Here is a 16,222-nt window from a genome sequence, read left to right on the forward strand (position 1 = left end):
ATGAGTGCCAAACCAGGTCCCGAGTTGTTGCAACGACGCGATCGATCCATCCCTCGCTTCACGATGAAGCATTGGAGCGATCACCGGGCCTGGGTTTCGAGTTGTGTCTTTCACACGCTCGCGTTGTTGCTCATCGCTTGGCTATTTCGTCCGACGTCGCGAGGCACCCAAGGGGAGATGGATCGCCCCGTAGGAATTGCGGTGGTCCATCATACCGGGCGGGGCAGTGACTATTTCCTGATGGGTGGCGCCTCGGCAGCCGCATCGTCAGACTCCGCGAAAGCGTCTGAAAAAATGGCGGCCGTACAAGTCGACACTCCCGGTGCAGCATCGCTCGAAGAACTTGTCGCCGACCTGCTCCCCAAAGACTCCGTTGCAAACGGCGATGGATCCGGCGAAAACGCGCTGGGGGAAGGAACGGCAGGAACGGGAACCGGAAAATTGTCCGGCTCGGGCCCCGGAGCCGGCAAGGGACTCAATCAAACCACCACGACCTTTCTCGGAGTGGAAGGAACTGGCGCCTCGTTCGTCTATGTACTGGACCGTTCCGATTCCATGAACACCCAGGGAGGAGCCCCACTTTTTCTCGCGAAGAGAGAACTCCTTCAAAGCATCGAAAGCTTGACCCCAGGAAATCAGTTCCAAGTTGTCTTTTACAATGAATCCCCGAGCCCCCTGGCAGGAGCCCGCGGCGGCAGAAACCGACTCTTATCCGCCGACAAGACCGAGAAGGGAAGGGCCACCCAGTTCGTTCGGAACGTGATCGCCAGCGGTGGAACCGAACACATTCCCGCCCTGCGGACGGGACTCTCCTACGGCCCGGAAGTCCTCTTCTTTATGACCGACGGCGATTTGCCAGGCATCACGCAATCCGAGATGGACGATATCCAAGAGCGCGCGGCGCGAGCTGGGACCACAATCCATACGATCCAGTTTCGATCCGGCCCCCCCGAAACCGACGGCGGCTGGATCCGCGCCTTGGCGGAGCGAAATCGTGGCAAGTACCGTTACGTCAATGTGGATGAGCTGAAGATCGAGTAATCGCCGACCGTACACGCCGCTTCCAACTCACCTGCCAGCGTCCTCTTATCTGGACTGCCAAAGCCCGTTAAATGGGTTAAATTGTCAGGACTTGAGTCCAGCTACCTCCTATAGAAGAATTGATTTAGGCATGGCGAAACCGAAAGTCCTTGTGTTGCGGGCCCCTGGAACCAACTGCGATCAGGAAACCGCCTACGCTTTCGAGCTGGCTGGCGCGGAACCGGTACGCCTGCACGTCAATCAATTGATCGAAAACAGCACGCTGGCTTCCAAATTCCAAATCCTGTGCTTTCCCGGTGGATTCAGCTACGGAGACGACATTTCGGCAGGGCGAATTTTAGCCACGCAGATTCACACATTCCTGGGCGATATGCTCGAGATGTTCAAGCAGGAGGATCGATTGGTCCTCGGTATTTGCAACGGATTCCAAATCATGATGCGATTAGGGATCTTTTTCGACAGCGACGATGCGACTCCTCCAGCCACACTGACTTGGAATCAACAGGGCCGATTCGAAGACCGCTGGGTCCACCTGAAACCCTCGTCGTCGAAGTGCGTCTTCTTGAAGGGAATCGATACGTGCTATTACCCTATGGCACACGCCGAAGGTCGATTTCTCTTTCGAGACGATGCATCACGAAAACACTTGATCGCCAACGAGCAAATCGCCATCCAGTACTGCAGCGCCGACGGTACCACGGGAGATGCGATCCTGCCCCATCCCACCAACCCCAACGGTGCGGAAATGAACGTGGCAGGTATCTGCGACCCCTCCGGCCGCATCTTCGGATTGATGCCGCACCCTGAACGACATCTGTTCCCGACCAATCATCCGCAGTGGACCCGACGCGATTCGCAACCAAAACACGGTGAAGGACTCAAGCTATTCCAGAATGCCGTAGCGTACTTCGGCACATAAGCCCGTTGAATCTTCTTTTCCATAAGGCCACCAGACGTGCGAGTCGTTCATTCCCCACATGAGATCTACTCGCAGCTGACGCACGAACGTTCCACCGGTCGTTCCGTCGGTCTCGTTCCCACCATGGGCGCGTTGCATGCAGGTCATCTCTCTCTGGTCGAACAAGCCAAACGCGATTGCGATATTGCCGTGGCAACTATCTTCGTGAATCCGACCCAATTCGGTCCCCACGAGGACTTCTCCAAGTATCCGCGAACACTCGATTGCGACCTTGAACTACTCCGCAAAATAAATTGCGATTACGTTTTCGTTCCATCCTCGGAACAAATCTATGCACCTGGGCACTCCACCTTTATTGACCCGCCGGCGGTATCGCGTTTGTGGGAAGGGGAAATCCGACCTGGTCACTTTCGAGGCGTGGCAACGATCGTCTTCAAACTCTTTATGATGGCACCCGCTCACGTCGCGTTCTTCGGTCGCAAAGACTATCAGCAGGTCGCAGTGATTCGAACAATGGTCGAGGAATTGAACCTCCCCATCCGCATCGAAATCTGCGATACGATCCGAGAGGCTGACGGACTGGCGATGAGCAGTCGAAATCGATACTTGAGCACGACAGAACGGACGCGCGCACTCGGGCTCTGGAGAGCCTTGCAACACGCGCGCGAACTGGTGGAACAAAACGTCGTCGACGTGGCTAAAATCGAAGCCGCTATGGCAGAGATATTGCACACGGCCCCAATCGATGCGATTGACTACGCTCGAATCGTCGATGCCCTGACGCTGGAACCGCTTGAGCAAATCGACGATGTGGCGGTGGCAATCATCGCGGCTAGGCTGGGGACGACAAGACTGATCGACAACCTTACTCTTTCTCGTCGCTAGTTACCTTGTAAAGGAACTTTTCCGTTCGCAGGAACATGGAATCACCCTGGAACGCAGGGGTTGCAAAGGCTCTTCCTGGCAGCTCATTTTTCCCGATAACCCGGAATGTCTTGCTGGCTTCCACCCAAGTCGCCACGCCGGATTCATCGACAAAGAGAAGCTTTCCTTGCACCCAGACTGGTGACGCGGAGAAGTTTCCACCGAGCCGTTCCATCCAATGCTTTGCGCCCGTCTTCGCATCGACGCACGACGCGATGCCATCATCCGATACGTAATACAGTTCCTCTCCGACCAAGACGGGAGTTGGTGTACTGGGAGCGCCCTTCTTTTGTCTCCACACGACGTGACTCTCGGTTAGATCCCCCTCACCACCGAGCCGTACGGCCATAAGTTCAGGATGGTCGAAATCATGGTTGTAAAAGACCATGCCATGCCCCACGATCGGTTGAGGAACAACCGACCAACCCGGAGCCCGAACCTTCCAAATTTCCTCGCCCGTGTTCAGGTCGTACCCGGCCATGTGATCGGGCCCCGGTGCAAGCAGTTGCCATTGCTCGTTTACCTTCGCCACCCGTGGTGTACCAAAGGAATGGGAAATCCTGGCTCCGACCGTTCTCGCCCTCTTCCAAACGACTTGACCCGAACTGGCATCGATCGCTGCAACGAAAGGACTTTGGCTTCCATCGCAGATCACAAAAAGCCTGTTGGCATGCAACACCGGAGACCCACCGCTACCATGCACAGGCGAATACTTGAGATCCTGGCAAAGCCACACCATCTCACCCGTTTTCTGCGAAAGCTTGGCCGTACCATGCGTTCCGAAGTGCACATAGAGGAACCCATCGTTCAAGATGGGTGTGGGACTCGCATGACTGTTCTTCAAATGAATCGCCGGCGCATTCGGTAACGCAACCACTTCGCGGCTCCATAAACGCTTTCCGTCTCGTTCTGACAGTGCGAGCACTTGAAGCGATAGGCCAGGCCCCTGCGGTACGGCAGTGGTCAAAAAGATGCACCCATCCTCGATCACCGGCGAGGACCAACCCAAACCCGGGAGTTCGACGCGCCAAGCGATGTTCCGATCCTCCGACCATTCCAACGGGATCTTGGACTGCTTCACGACGCCATCGCGATCTCCGCCCCGAAACTCAGGCCAACTCGTCTCGATGCAGATCGCGATAAGAATTCCTAGCCACCACATTTTCTATTCTCCGAATCACGAACTATTGGATTGCAAGGTAAAGAGCGGCCGCGAGAATTCCTCCCGCGATAGGGCCCATGATGGGGACCCAAGCGTACGACCAATCGCTGTCCCTCTTTCCTGGAATTGGAAGGATCGCATGGACCAATCGAGGACCGAAATCGCGAGCCGGATTGATCGCGTAACCGGTTGTTCCCCCGAGGGAAAGACCGATCCCGATCACCAGCAATGTAACGGGAAGCAAATCGACGGTACCAAGGCCGACCAGTGTCTCCGCCTTGCTGGCCGCAGTCGCTCCTTCGATAGCACTCGCAGGTTTCAACTCACCCGACTGGAACAAAAGAATTGTGAAAACCAAGGCAAACGTCGCGATGACTTCGCAAAAAAAGGCTTGTGCTTTGCCGGGCAGGGCAGGGGAGGTGGCAAAACAAGCCAGCTTGCTATCGGCCGATGGTTCCGCTTGGAAATGAGCTCGATAGAAACCGTACACCAGGGCCGCACCTGCCATGGCCCCCGCCATCTGCGCCAGGATGTATCCGAGCGCTAACGAAGCGGAGAATTTGCCCGCGGCAACCAGCCCCAACGTGAGAGCCGGATTCAAATGGGCACCGCTCCCTTCCTTGGATACCGTCGCACCGCAAAAAACCGCGATCCCCCAGCCAACGGCGATGACGATCCATCCCGCTCCTTTCCCCTTCGTGCCGGACAAAACGACATTGCATACCACGCCGTTTCCCAAAAGGATGAGGAGCATTGTTCCAATAAACTCGGCCACATAATTGTTCATACTCAAACTCGAAAATCAGTTCACAGGAGAGGGAAGGGGAGGGGACATAAATCGTTGCGGCATGTAGTTCTCAGCAAGCGTTCGAAATTGTGCGATCTGGTCGGCCTCCCACCTTGCATCCCGCCCCAATTCATGGGCCAGGAGCCTGGCAGCGTAAGGTGCTAACGCCACGGCCTCCAAGGCATTCAAAAAGAGCGCTCGGGTTCGGCGTGCGAGCACGTCTTCGACAGTGCGCGCCATTTCGAATCGAATGGCTCGCACAAGATCCTGAGGTGACAAAATCGGTGCGAGTGTGGAGCTATCCTGCAAGGGCCACGCCGGTAACGATTCCTTCGGCAGTGGAAGCCCCATCCCCTCTCGCCGACTCAATCTGTGGTCGTAGGTTCTGCATTCTCTCTTCGCAAACCCGAACTCTTCAATGATGCGATCGACGCAATCTTCTGCCATATGCCGATACGTGGTCCACTTTCCACCCGTGATGGTCAACAATCCCGACGGACTCACTTCGATCGTATGATCCCGAGATAGTTTCTTTGTTGCTTGGTTGGGATCTCCTTTGACGAGCGGACGTATCCCGGTGAACACGCTCAAGCACTCTTCGGGCCGTGGACGTCTCCCGCAGTACGCCTCGATCGTGTCGAGCAAAAACTTGACTTCGTCGGCAAACGGGACAGGTTCCTCGGTCGCCTGGGGAATCGCCGTGTCGGTCGTGCCAACCAGCAAATGGCCCAACCAAGGAATCATAAAGAGAACCCGACCATCCGTCGTTTTCGGAACGATCATCGCGCTCGAGGCACCAAAGAACGTGCGAGGCAAGACGAGATGCACACCTTGACTCGCCGCCACCAAGGGCTCGATCGCCGGCCGGTCCATCCGTCGAACCGCATCGCAAAATGGGCCCGTCGCATTGATGACCGCACGCCCCCGAACGTCAAATGAAGTCCCTGTCTCTTCATCGCGCACGACAACGCCGGAAACTTTCCCCTCGCCCCCTCGGAGCAAAGAAACAACGTTGGCGTAATTCAGACAACAAGCCTGAGAATCGACCGCAGCCAAAATGGTATCCATCAACAGGCGGGTGTCATCGAACTGACCATCGCTATAGGAGACCCCTCCTATAAACTTTCCCTTCGCGAGCCCTGGCAATCGCTGATAAAGATCGCCGCGACTGACTTGCCTCGATCGCTTGGTCTGCGAGCCGATCGCCAAGAAATCATAAAGCTTCAATCCGATACCGTAGAACCATCGCTCCCAAATACGCCGACAGGGAATAATGAACTCGAGTTCGTGGACCGTATCGGGTGCATTGACAAGGAGTCGGCCTCGCTCCCTCAACGACTCGCGAACCATTTGAAACTGAAATTGTTCCAAATACCGCACCCCACCGTGAACGAGCTTCGTGGAACGACTCGATGTTCCTTTGCCAAAATCATGGGCTTCGAGCACCAGCACCGAGAAACCTCGCATCGCGGCATCCATTGCGATCCCTGCTCCGGTCGCACCTCCGCCGATGATGATCACATCCCAAGTCGTCCCTCGATCGGCTACCCGAGCCCATTGCGATTCTCGGCTTGGTATAGACGTCTCGCCCACCATCATGGCTTCACCCATCCCATCGATCGCTGAACTGCCTCTGCCCACTGCGCTCGCAAGCGATTCACATCCGCGACAGCCATCTTCGGCTCAAAGACTTGTTCTGATTTCCAAGTCGCTTCCAGTTCGCCTATATCTTTCCAGTATCCAACACCGAGGCCAGCGAGAAACGCAGCGCCGAGGGCGGTCGTTTCGACGATCTTGGGACGCACGACAGGGCACTGCAACATGTCCGCTTGAAACTGCATGAGCAATCCGTTGACAGAGGCCCCTCCATCGCACCGGAGTTCCTCGATCGGTAGACCTGAGTCTTGACGCATGGCATCGAGCACATCCGCGACTTGGAAGGCGATGCCTTCGAGCGCTGCACGGGCCAAATGGGCTTTGGTCGTACCACGCGTCAATCCACAAATCGTCCCTCGGGCATACGAATCCCAATGGGGTGCGCCCAACCCCGCCAACGCCGGCACAAAGTAAACGCCTCCTGTATCCGGTACGCTGGCAGCGAGCTCTTCGACCTGCGACGAGGACTCGATCAACCCTAGACCGTCTCGCAACCACTGCACTGCAGCCCCCGCGATAAAAACGCTCCCTTCTAATGCATACTGCATCGGCTGATCGCTCCCGGCTTGCCAAGCGACCGTCGAAAGGAGTCGATGCTTGGAACTCTTCACCTCGTCTCCGACCTGCATCAACATGAAACAACCCGTGCCGTACGTATTCTTGACCATCCCATGCTTGTGGCAATTCTGCCCAAACAAAGCAGCTTGCTGATCTCCCGCGATCCCCGCTACCGGGATGGAGGATTCGAAAATCCCTTCGGCTGTTTCTGCGAGGACTCCGCTGCTGGGAACAATGGTGGGCAACATCGACTTCGGAACACGTAATAGCTGAAGAAGCTCATCGTCCCAGCTCTTGGTTTGCAAATCAAAGAGCATGGTCCGCGATGCGTTGCTCGGATCGGTGCAGTGATTTTTTCCTTTGGTTAAATTCCATACCAACCAAGTATCGATCGTGCCACAAGCCAATTCCCCCGCCTCGGCGCGAGCACGGGCACCGTCGACATGGTCGAGGATCCACTGAAACTTCGTCCCCGTAAAATAAGCGTCGATCACCAACCCTGATTTCTTCTGGATCCGGTCGGCATGCCCCTCTGCTCGCAATTGGTCGCAGAGTTGGGCTGTTCGGCGGTCTTGCCAAACGATCGCCGGATAGATGGGTTCTCCGGTCTTGCGATCCCAAACAACCGCGGTTTCCCGTTGATTGGTGATCCCGATCGCCGCGACCTCGCTAGCAGCCACATTGTTCTCGCGCAACACTTGCCGGGCGACTTCAAGCTGAGAACTCCAAATTTCATGTGGGTTGTGTTCCACCCAACCGGAGTGTGGATAATGCTGGGTGAACTCCTTCTGTGCTATTCCTCCGATCTCTCCCATCGCATTGAAGAGAATCGCGCGAGAACTCGTCGTACCTTGATCCAGTGCCAATATCCATTTCATGCTTTGCTATCCAACATGCGGGGAGAGGAGGGTAGGGTAGGGCGGGGCGGGATGGTGTGACGTTCTCGACGCAACAGAATTCGAGGCATCTGTCCCGGCTGTTCGTCTGTACAGAGTATTCGTACACAGTTTCCGCACTGTTTATCCGGACCGTGATCATACCCCATGGAATCCGTCTTGTGAGAGGGCAGGGGAGGGCACCGTCGGGGCAGGGGGGAACGGGAGGGGATTGACATTCTTGCATACCAGGTTTTAATCAGTGTCTCAGCAGTACCCCGCAAGCCATTGGCAATTCTTTTGTCTGCAGCCAGCTAGGGAAGCTTTCCGTGTCGCGTTTGTTGCACCGAAGTAGCTTTCCCGCTTCTCCACCGGTCCCTCGATCGCGATTTCCCTACTTGGTTTTCTTGAAGAGGAACAGGAACGATGTCGTATCGTTTTCGTGGAACGCCGCGCGCTGCGTTTACTTTGGTGGAATTGCTGGTGGTCATCGCCATCATCGGAATCTTGGTCGGATTGCTATTGCCTGCGGTTCAAGCCGCTCGAGAAGCAGCCCGTCGCATGCAATGTTCCAACAACTTGAAGCAGATCGGCTTGGGACTGCACAATTACGAATCAGCCCACAGACGCTTCCCCGCTGGCTCGTGGCAAAGCAATTTCATCAGTCCGCTCGTCGCTTCGCTCCCGCATCTGGAACAAACCAATAACTTCCAGCTCTGGGACTTCAGTCTGAGTTATTCGCATCCCAATAATCGTCAAGTCGCCGCGCAGACGATTCCAACCTATTTGTGCCCATCCATGACATTGCCCCGAGACGTTCCGATGGCACCCGCCAACGAAGTAGGGGGCCCATCAAGCTATCTGCTCAGCGAGGGAAGCGATGACTACATGGCCCCTTCCGATGGAATGTTCGGCCTCCATTGGCCCAGCTTTGGCTACCAAAACCCACAGCGCACGTTCGGAGACATCGCTGACGGAACCTCCAACACCCTCTTCGCAGGAGAGACCGTCTACAACTATCGCGACTCCCTTTGGCCCGCTACGGCGCCAGCTCCCTACGCGGGCACCGTACGCTTTGGTACGGCCCGCTGGTCGGTGGGGTATCCCAAGATCGCACTTGGCTCGACCCTTTTTCCGTTCAACCTCCATCGCGCCGCTGCGATGGGAGGGTATGCAAGCCAGCATACCGGCGGGGGCAACTTCCTCTTTGGCGACGGAAGCGTTCGGTTCTGGAGCCAGAACATCGACATCGTCCTTTACAACGCGGCCGCGACGCGAGCAGGTGGCGAAGTCCTCCCGCTAGGAGGGCTGGAATGAGCAACCAAGACACTAATTCCAATTCCGGAAAATCGGGTTCAAAGTCCGGAAAATCGGGCTCGAAGTCCCGAAAGTCAGGAGCTATCGTCCCCGGGAAGCTTCGGTGCAGCCTGTTGCTTATTTCATTATCGACTGGATGCTTCGATTCCTCGCTCGAACGGGTCGCCGTTCGAGGGACGGTCATGATCGATAGCCGGCCGGTTGATCAAGCCTCCATCGTATTGACGCCCGTCGATCAAGGCCTTCCGGCAATCGGTGTCCTGTCCAACGGCTCCTTCGAGATCCCAGAAGACTCAGGTCCGACCGCCGGCGAATTCTGGGTCCGTATCAATCCCGATCCTGCTTTAGGGGAATCGCCGAGCCGAAACGGGGCGCCCCCTCCGCAGGCTTCAGCTCGAAAGTTGGGAATTCCAAAGAAGTTTCAAAAAAACGGGACGATCAAAGTAACGGTCACCCCGGGAAAAGAACAGAATATTTCTCTTGAACTTACATCCAGCTAAATCGCGCGCAGGAACGCGTCCTATTCCAACACATCTTCCAACACGAAATACCAATTTATGAAACGAACATTTTTTTGGTCAGCATCCTTCGCATTGTTTCTCAGCTCCCTGCCGGGTCTCGCGCAAGCCCACTTTCCATGGCTTGTGCGGGGAGATCATGGGAAACTCATCTACTACTTCGGTGAAGGAATCGCGGACCAATCCTACAAAATGCCTGACTCGCTCGCCGGAGGTAAATTCGTCGAGCTTAGCCTGGATGGCAAAACGACCCCACTCACCTTGAACAAGATCGAAACCGCTGACTTAGTCGGTTGCACCTCCGACAAGCCGGTCTCCCGCGATGGGCTTTTCGTAGCCGAAGCGACCTACGGCGTCTACAAAGGGACGCGACTTCAGTACATCTCGATGCACCAAAGCCATGCACCCTACGTCGCCCGCCAACCGATCGCAGAGCCTTCGAAATTACCCAAACTGTTCGCCGAGATTATCGACACAGAAGAGGGTATCGATGTGTATGCCTGGAATGCCGGAAAGCCTTTCGCGAAGACCAAAGTGACCCTTTATAATTCCACCGGAGACGAACTCGCGAGCGGAGATACCAACGACGACGGCAAAGTAGCCTTCGAGGATAAAATTCTCCGCCAAGGTGTCTTGGGGATCATGTTCGGGACAAGCGATCCCTCCGCAGGTCAACTCCACGACACTCGCTACGAAACCGAGTCGACCTACTTCACCGCCACGTTTTTGGCACCCGAACTGCCCACACAGGATGTGACCAAGCGGCTCCCTCCCTTGCCGTTTCCGACGACAAGCTTTGGCGCGGTTCATACCGACCATTACCTTTACGTCTATGGAGGGAATACCGGAGACGCCCACTCGTATTCCGAAGAGGGACAGTCCAATAAACTGCTCGAACTCGATCTTCAAAACACCTCTCCTCAATGGAGAGAAATCGCCATCGGGGATCGGCTTCAAGGCCTAGGGATGGTCGCCCACGGTTCGAAGCTGATCTTAATCGGAGGTTTCTCTGCGAAGAACAAAGCAGGTGATCCGCAGGATCTTCATTCGCAAGCTTCGGTGCAGGCATTTGATCGGAAAACGAAGACTTGGTCGAAACTGCCCAGTCTCCCAGAACCTCGCTCCAGTCATGACGCGGCGATCATCGGGGATACCATCTACGTCGTCGGGGGATGGGCGATGGCGGGCAAAGAGGAAACGAAATGGCACGAAACCGCTTGGTCGATGAACCTTTCCGACGAGCAACCCAAATGGAACGCCATCCCCAATCCTCCATTCGTTCGACGCGCCGTCGCCACTGTCGCCCATCATGGGAAGATCTTCGTGATCGGAGGGATGGACAAGAAAGGTCCCACCAAAGAGGTCGCAATTTACGATCCTGCGACAAAGTCCTGGACGGAGTCGACGTCTCTTCTAGGTGATCAAGCCATGGCAGGCTTCGGCGCAGCCGGATGGAGCTTGAACGGATCCCTCTTTGTCAGTACCCACGAAGGGGACATGCTTCGCTGGGACGACAGCACGAAGAAATGGGACTTGATCGGTCGCTCGATTTCTCCGCGATTCTTCCATCGATTCCTACCCATCGACTCGAAAGTCCTCGTATCGATCGGTGGTGCCAGCATGGAGGAAGGCAAGTTCGTGCAGCTCGAAGCGTTCGCAATCCGGGATCGAGAATAGCTTCCCTGGAACATGCATCGATTGCGATCTCCGACGCCGGCGACCCCTCAGGATGCATGGTTTTTTCCCCTGACTAGATTTGCTAGTCAGGGTGCTGGGACGCAGCGCCGCGTCGCGTCCCACACAAGATACTTTTGCTGATCGATCGCCTCGGATAACTTCTGGCAAAGAGCTTTGTTTTCCTCGTCCGCCAGTTCGTCTGCTTTCTTCAGATAGGCGATGGCATCATCGGTTCGTTGCATTGCTGCGCACGCATTCGCGATCACGAAGTACGAGAACCAATCGGGGTCGGGAGTGAGATCGAGAGCGGTGCTCGCCTCCTTGAAAGCCTTTTCGCGAGCAGAGGAGCTTGCGTCGCCTCTTCTTAAATGCAAAAGCGAGAGTGTGCGATGGGCGGGGATTCGAAAATCTTTCTCGTCGGTAAGATTCTTCCACTCCGATTCGGCGCTGCCCCAATTGTTCTCACCGGCCAACCACCTTGCTTTGATCCATCGGTCGCACGGCGAAAGCGACTCCAGTTTCGCGATCCTCGCATTCAAGATCTTGGCTTCCCGATGTTTTTTCATCGCGGAAAGCAATTGGAGTCGCAGGTGAAGTACGGTGGATTCAAAATACATCGGACCTTGCGCAGCTCGTTCCAGCCAAGTCCAAGCTTCGTCAAGGTTGCCGAGACGTTCGTAAAGGAGCGAGCACGCGATCATGGCAGCGTAATCGGACTCGGATGCCTGCAATAACACTTGAAGGCGTCCCCTTATTTCCTCCTCGGAAAATCGGCGTTCCGGATCGGTGTGAGGCCAATACCTCAATAGAAAGCCAGCATAATCGACCTGCCATTGAAGCCATTTTTGATGCAGATCGAGCATCTCTTGAATGGTATTGATGCGGCGATTGACGACAGAACGGGTAACCGCATCAAGCTGCCTTAGTTCCTCGTTTCGGCTGAGTACGTTCAAGTCCGATTGGGCTTTCGCAAGCACGACTTCTCTTAATTGCTGACCTGCCTGCGCGGCGTTGAAATTTACATTGTTCCGATCGTTCCTCGCGGCCCTGATTTCGTCATTCATGTCCGTTGCGAGACTTCCCAAGAAAGCGGAAGCTTCCAATGCAGCGAGTTGCATGGACATCTGCCGGGATTGCTCGCGTCGGATACGTACCCAATCCACCTCCGTTTGCTGAAGTGAATTCTGAAGCTGCTGAAGCCTCGTCTGCATTATTCCATGCTTCTTTACATGCTCACGAACATCTGCTGTGGTTTGCTCCAATGCACTTGTGGGTGAGGATTCGATACTGAGACCAGCGGCTTTATCCTCGGGAGCGTTACCTCGTGCCACTTCGGCGCCGACGGGCATATCTTGTGCATGGACAGCCCTTTCGACTCCCTGCCAAAAACACCCCCAACAAAGTAGAAAGAGGCCCCCATACCGCAGTGACATGCCGAAACAACCAGGCATACTGGAAGCGTGGAGATAGGGAAATGAAACCAGTCGGACACAGGACAGGATTTGCTTGCTCATGGCGTGCGTCGAACTCCCACAAAATTGGTCGACTGCAGAAATAACAGATTTTATTCCGCCAGCTGTTGGCGCGACAATTCCCGATTCTATACACTTGACAGAGTCAGTGCTTTATTATTCAAGCAGTTCACGCCAGATCTTGCTGCTGTCAACTGCTTGACCTCTTCTTGTATTCAGTTGCCCGAAGGCACGAAGGAGTTGGCGATGCGAACGCATTCGAAGGGTCGTCACATGAGCCGCTTGTTGGCTCTCGGTTTGGTTCTTCAGGTCGGTACGGGTTCGATTCTCTATGGCGACGGGCCAGATCAAGAATCGAGCAGCTCGTCCCGATACGGTTCCGTGCAAGATGTTTTGCGGGATGAGTCGAAAGGTGTCCCACTGAACCGCTCGAGCTTGCTCGCCAGCATACTAAGCCACAATGAAGATGCATCAAAACGAGCCGTATCGGTCTTATCGTGGCAATCGGGTCTCATCCAATTGGAGAAGGATTGGAAATCAGTTGAAGAGATCACCGAAGAAGACCTTAAATCAAGCCTTCGGAAATACAGGAAGCAACGCGGTGATCAAGTTTTAGATTTAGAGGGCCATCGTTCTATGGCTCTTTATTGCACCTCTCAAAATTGGCTGCCTCAAGCCAAGGCGCATTGGTACGGCGTCCTTTCGTTTCAACCCAACCATGTCGAAGCGCGAAAAGCGCTTGGGTTTCGCCGCATCGGGAATCGATGGGTTAGCACCGAGGAATGGCAATCCATTCTCGATCAGAATTCCGAGACTTTGGCTTCCCTTAAGAAATGGTATCCGCGGGTAAGCGAAGTGGCTTCGCAAATCGATCGCGGTGGCAAAGAGACCGTGAAGGCGATTGAGTGGCTTCAAAAGGTAGAGGACCCAGGAGTCGTGCCAGCTCTCCATGCTGTCGCCGTGCGAAACTCGGGAGATACCGCGGTCCACCTCGTCAATACGATTCGTCGATTCCAGACCAAGGAGGCGTGTTCTGCTCTTGCAGATCTGGCCATCGCGGAGCCGAGCTCTCCAACCTCGGGTTCTGCGATCAAGGGATTGAAAGAAGTCGAAAGCGAATGGTATGTTCCCGAACTTCTCGACTTGATGGCATCGGACATCGAAGTACAGAATCAGATCGTCACACGACCTAATGGCGCGCTGGTATTGCAAACCATTGGTCAACAGGAATTGCAAAACACGAATGAGGTCATCCAGATCGATAAGATTTTAACGGCGGGTAGTGGCCCCAACATCGCGCCGCGAATGGCAGCCACCAATCGCCGACTGGGTCTAAGATCGGGCCGCAACGTGGCTTCGATCCAGTCCCCCACGAACGCAGTGGCGGCTAGTATCGCAATGGATGAGGCGGAACGGTTTGCGAAAGCGAATACCGCAGCGGCTGCAAATTCCAACGCCGAACTTCGGGAAAAGCAAAGTAAGATCGCCGTGGTACTGCGAGCCACGTCCGGTCAAAAGCTGGATGACTCCGCGCAGACTTGGTGGAATTGGTGGCAGAAACAACAAGAAATCGAAGTCTTAGGCCCCAAAGAAATCAATTACCAATACGGTCAAGATTATTCCTCGCCGGTATACACTCCACGCCCCGTGCAAGTTTCGTTCACGCTACCAGAAAACACATGCGAATGCTTGGTAGCGGGTACAACAGTACAAACCGAAACGGGACTTGCATCGATCGAATCGATTCGCATCGGGGACCAAGTTGTCTCGCAGAACATTCTGACCGGGGAACTCTGTCTCAAGCCAGTGATTCGAACAACTCGTCGAGAACCCGCTCCGACCCGCAGTATGACACTGGAGTCCGGCGAATCGATCGTCAGCACACTTGGCCACCCCTGGTGGGTGACTGGAAAAGGTTGGATCAAGACCAAGGACCTTCAACCGGGCATGGCGATTCGAACGACCAGTGGAAATGTGTTGATCAAAGAGGTTTCTTCCGCCAAGGAAGAAGTCACTTACAACCTCGTCGTGGCTGACAACCACAATTATTTCGTGGGGGAAAAGCGACTCCTCTCCTTCGACGCAGGCGAGTTGATTCCGACTTTCCAAAAAGCGCCCGGTCTTCCCGCGGAACCGGTCAAACCCCATCTTGCTTCTCGCTAGAAGCCTGGCATCGGGGACTTCTCCGGATGGGTTAAACCTTTGCGTCTAGGGGGTTTTTGCTTATAGTAAGGCCCTCTAGGGATCTCTGCCGAACCGCGAAGCGCGGGGCAGGGGAGGGCCCTCGGAGCGTTCCAAAGCAAGGGTTTTTCTTTTCCCAGACCAGGGTAGGGCAGGGGAGGGGGAGCCATCCCCGGGCAAAACACAGGGTTTTCATGGTTAAAGTTCGAGACTTCCTGGGACCATACCGATTGGCCCGCTTGATCCGCCTCGGAAGTACTTGTCAGGTCTGGGAAGGAATCAAAGACGACGGCAATCGCTATGCCCTCAAAGTGCTGCGTCCCGAGCAACGAGGGAATAAAGAAGAAATCGGCTTCCTCAAACATGAGTTCGAGATCGCCAGCAATCTCCATCACAAGAACATCATCAAGCTGGTCGAGTACGTCACCGACGCCGACACCCCTTTCATCGTCCTTGAACTCTTCAGCGAAATCAACTTGAAGCAAGCGTTGCGAAAAGGTCCCGAACCGATCGCTTACATGCTGGCCTCGATCATCGAACAAATCAGCGAAGCCCTCTACTACTTCCATAGCAAGGGTTATGTGCATTGCGATATCAAGCCCGATAACATTCTCGTCAATCGCGATGGCTTGGTAAAACTCATCGATTTCACCATCGCCAAAAAAGCCAAAACAGGGCTGAGCAAACTCTTCGGTGGCAAAAGCAAAGTCGAAGGGACCCGCTCCTACATGTCCCCCGAGCAAATTCGCGGGCAAGGCCTCGACCCACGCAGCGATATCTATTCCCTCGGCTGCATGTTCTACGAAATGCTCGTCGGCAAACCCCCGTTCACGGGCAATACCCCAAACGACCTGTTGAGCAAACACCTCACCGCAGCGGCACCGTCCGTGCTGGTCGTCAACGACAACGTCACCCCCGAATTCAACAACGTCATCCGCAAAATGATGTCGAAAAAGCCCGAGGACCGACCTCAATCGATGTGGGATGTTCTCAAAATCATTCGCGCTACACCCATATTTAAAAAACCACCGAGGAAACCTGACGTCTCGGTCTTCGATGACATGCCATCCGCAGGCCGAGTCGATAACCCCACGTAATACACGCATCGCATTCATCGATACCCGAACCTGCTCGC

13 protein-coding genes are annotated in these 16,222 nt (G+C 55.0%); 8 read left to right on the plus strand and 5 right to left on the minus strand.

What is annotated here, in order from left to right:
* From VN12_RS17775 to panC, 3 genes are all read left to right on the plus strand, one after another.
* Positions 1-1,041 carry a hypothetical protein gene (locus tag VN12_RS17775; RefSeq protein ID WP_168164487.1) on the plus strand — a complete coding sequence of 347 codons (1,041 nt, stop codon included), beginning with the start codon at positions 1-3 and terminating at the stop codon, positions 1,039-1,041.
* A 130-nt stretch (positions 1,042-1,171) separates the two neighbouring features.
* Positions 1,172-1,960: a phosphoribosylformylglycinamidine synthase subunit PurQ gene (locus tag VN12_RS17780; RefSeq protein WP_146678096.1), complete on the plus strand. Its 789-nt coding sequence runs from the start codon at positions 1,172-1,174 to the stop codon at positions 1,958-1,960.
* Between the two features lie 36 nt (positions 1,961-1,996).
* A complete protein-coding gene (panC, locus tag VN12_RS17785) occupies positions 1,997-2,845 on the plus strand; it encodes a pantoate--beta-alanine ligase (protein ID WP_146678097.1) in 849 nt (282 codons plus the stop codon).
* Here panC and VN12_RS17790 read toward each other — a convergent pair.
* Genes VN12_RS17790 through glpK form a run of 4 tightly spaced genes read right to left on the minus strand, consistent with a single transcriptional unit; the run spans position 2,826 to position 7,925 of the window.
* A complete protein-coding gene (locus VN12_RS17790) occupies positions 2,826-4,046 on the minus strand; it encodes a PQQ-binding-like beta-propeller repeat protein (RefSeq protein ID WP_146678098.1) in 1,221 nt (406 codons plus the stop codon). The genes panC and VN12_RS17790 overlap by 20 nt on opposite strands.
* 22 nt (positions 4,047-4,068) lie before the next feature.
* Positions 4,069-4,833 carry an MIP/aquaporin family protein gene (locus tag VN12_RS17795; RefSeq protein WP_146678099.1) on the minus strand — a complete coding sequence of 255 codons (765 nt, stop codon included), beginning with the start codon at positions 4,831-4,833 and terminating at the stop codon, positions 4,069-4,071.
* A gap of 15 nt (positions 4,834-4,848) precedes the next feature.
* Positions 4,849-6,444, minus strand: a complete 1,596-nt coding sequence (locus tag VN12_RS17800; protein WP_240491185.1) for a glycerol-3-phosphate dehydrogenase/oxidase — start codon at positions 6,442-6,444, stop codon at positions 4,849-4,851.
* A complete protein-coding gene (gene glpK, locus VN12_RS17805) occupies positions 6,429-7,925 on the minus strand; it encodes a glycerol kinase GlpK (RefSeq protein ID WP_146678100.1) in 1,497 nt (498 codons plus the stop codon). Before glpK ends, VN12_RS17800 begins: the two co-directional genes overlap by 16 nt.
* A gap of 423 nt (positions 7,926-8,348) precedes the next feature.
* On the opposite strand from glpK, the gene VN12_RS17810 reads away from it, so the two are divergent.
* Genes VN12_RS17810 through VN12_RS17820 form a run of 3 tightly spaced genes read left to right on the plus strand, consistent with a single transcriptional unit; the run spans position 8,349 to position 11,434 of the window.
* Positions 8,349-9,239, plus strand: a complete 891-nt coding sequence (locus VN12_RS17810; protein ID WP_146678101.1) for a DUF1559 domain-containing protein — start codon at positions 8,349-8,351, stop codon at positions 9,237-9,239.
* Positions 9,236-9,739: a hypothetical protein gene (locus VN12_RS17815; RefSeq protein ID WP_146678102.1), complete on the plus strand. Its 504-nt coding sequence runs from the start codon at positions 9,236-9,238 to the stop codon at positions 9,737-9,739. The genes VN12_RS17810 and VN12_RS17815 overlap by 4 nt, the downstream gene beginning before the upstream one ends.
* Positions 9,740-9,796: 57 nt before the next feature.
* Positions 9,797-11,434, plus strand: a complete 1,638-nt coding sequence (locus tag VN12_RS17820) for a kelch repeat-containing protein (RefSeq protein ID WP_146678103.1) — start codon at positions 9,797-9,799, stop codon at positions 11,432-11,434.
* Positions 11,435-11,520: 86 nt separating this feature from the next.
* Here VN12_RS17820 and VN12_RS17825 read toward each other — a convergent pair whose 3' ends face one another.
* Positions 11,521-12,948, minus strand: coding sequence for a tetratricopeptide repeat protein (locus tag VN12_RS17825; RefSeq protein WP_146678104.1), 1,428 nt, complete (start codon positions 12,946-12,948; stop codon positions 11,521-11,523).
* Positions 12,949-13,179: 231 nt separating this feature from the next.
* Here VN12_RS17825 and VN12_RS17830 point away from each other — a divergent pair, with 231 nt between their 5' ends.
* On the plus strand, positions 13,180-15,069 hold the full coding sequence (locus tag VN12_RS17830) for a polymorphic toxin-type HINT domain-containing protein (protein WP_205855076.1): 1,890 nt from the start codon (positions 13,180-13,182) through the stop codon (positions 15,067-15,069).
* A 212-nt stretch (positions 15,070-15,281) separates the two neighbouring features.
* Complete coding sequence (locus VN12_RS17835; RefSeq protein WP_146678106.1) at positions 15,282-16,184, plus strand: serine/threonine-protein kinase; 903 nt, start codon at positions 15,282-15,284, stop codon at positions 16,182-16,184.
* Positions 16,185-16,222 lie beyond the last annotated feature (38 nt).

Origin of the sequence: Pirellula sp. SH-Sr6A (genome assembly GCF_001610875.1) — a bacterium.
GTDB lineage: Bacteria > Planctomycetota > Planctomycetia > Pirellulales > Pirellulaceae > JBKCUI01.

Excerpts from the sequence above, each read along its gene's own strand:
- VN12_RS17775 (WP_168164487.1), top strand. The coding sequence starts at position 1 with ATGAGTGCCAAACCAGGTCCCGAGTTGTTGCAACGACGCGATCGATCC.
- VN12_RS17780 (WP_146678096.1), top strand. The coding sequence starts at position 1,172 with ATGGCGAAACCGAAAGTCCTTGTGTTGCGGGCCCCTGGAACCAACTGC.
- VN12_RS17790 (WP_146678098.1), bottom strand. The coding sequence starts at position 4,046 with ATGTGGTGGCTAGGAATTCTTATCGCGATCTGCATCGAGACGAGTTGG.
- VN12_RS17795 (WP_146678099.1), bottom strand. The coding sequence starts at position 4,833 with ATGAACAATTATGTGGCCGAGTTTATTGGAACAATGCTCCTCATCCTT.
- VN12_RS17800 (WP_240491185.1), bottom strand. The coding sequence starts at position 6,444 with ATGGGTGAAGCCATGATGGTGGGCGAGACGTCTATACCAAGCCGAGAA.
- glpK (WP_146678100.1), bottom strand. The coding sequence starts at position 7,925 with ATGAAATGGATATTGGCACTGGATCAAGGTACGACGAGTTCTCGCGCG.
- VN12_RS17810 (WP_146678101.1), top strand. The coding sequence starts at position 8,349 with ATGTCGTATCGTTTTCGTGGAACGCCGCGCGCTGCGTTTACTTTGGTG.
- VN12_RS17815 (WP_146678102.1), top strand. The coding sequence starts at position 9,236 with ATGAGCAACCAAGACACTAATTCCAATTCCGGAAAATCGGGTTCAAAG.
- VN12_RS17820 (WP_146678103.1), top strand. The coding sequence starts at position 9,797 with ATGAAACGAACATTTTTTTGGTCAGCATCCTTCGCATTGTTTCTCAGC.
- VN12_RS17825 (WP_146678104.1), bottom strand. The coding sequence starts at position 12,948 with ATGAGCAAGCAAATCCTGTCCTGTGTCCGACTGGTTTCATTTCCCTAT.
- VN12_RS17830 (WP_205855076.1), top strand. The coding sequence starts at position 13,180 with ATGAGCCGCTTGTTGGCTCTCGGTTTGGTTCTTCAGGTCGGTACGGGT.
- VN12_RS17835 (WP_146678106.1), top strand. The coding sequence starts at position 15,282 with ATGGTTAAAGTTCGAGACTTCCTGGGACCATACCGATTGGCCCGCTTG.